This window comes from Streptomyces sp. adm13(2018) (genome assembly GCF_008042145.1).
Classification (GTDB): Bacteria; Actinomycetota; Actinomycetes; order Streptomycetales; family Streptomycetaceae; genus Streptomyces.
The window spans coordinates 1-699 of the sequence record NZ_RDBH01000317.1 but is presented as its reverse complement, the minus strand read 5'-3'; the positions used below and the strand labels follow the sequence as shown (position 1 = coordinate 699).

The window sequence follows — 699 nt, the reverse complement described above, 5'->3', positions numbered from 1 at the left end:
CTCCGCGGCGGCGGCGAGGAGGGGGAGGCGTGGCACCGGGCCGGCAGCGGCGCGCACAAGCAGAACACCTTCGACGACTTCTCCGCGGCCGCCGACCGGCTGGTCGAGGAGGGCTGGACCGCACCCGGCCGGATCGCGATCATGGGCGGTTCCAACGGCGGACTGCTCGTCGGCGCGGCCCTCACCCAGGAACCGGGGAAGTACGCCGCCGTGGTCTGCTCCTCGCCGCTCCTGGACATGGTCCGCTACGAGCTGTCCGGCCTGGGCCCCAGCTGGCGGCCCGAGTACGGCAGCGCGCGGGACCCGGCGGGGCTCCCGGTGCTGCTGGGCTACTCCCCGTACCACCGGGTCGCGCCCGGGACCGCGTACCCGGCGGTGCTGCTGACCGCCGCGGACGGTGACACCCGGACCGACCCCCTGCACGCCCGCAAGATGTGCGCGGCGCTCCAGCACGCGACGTCGGGTCCCGGTCCGGTCCTGCTCCGGCTCGAACAGGGCGTCGGCCACGGCGACCGGGCCGCGTCCCGCGCGGCGGCGCTCCAGGCGGAGTGCCTGGCCTTCCTCGCGTCCCACGTGGGCCTCCCGGCCCCGGCCCCGCGAGCGGGTGCGGCGCGGCGGTGACCCCCGGGGCCCGGTGTTCCCCGGGCCCGGCGAGGGCAGGGCACGGCGAGGGCAGGGCACGGCGAGGGCAGGGCACGG

1 protein-coding gene is annotated in these 699 nt (G+C 78.1%); it reads left to right on the top strand.

Annotation, left to right across the window (positions count from 1 at the left end):
* The coding region (locus EAO70_RS37060; protein ID WP_148007156.1) for a prolyl oligopeptidase family serine peptidase at window positions 1-621 on the top strand (621 nt) is incomplete at its 5' end.
* Window positions 622-699 lie beyond the last annotated feature (78 nt).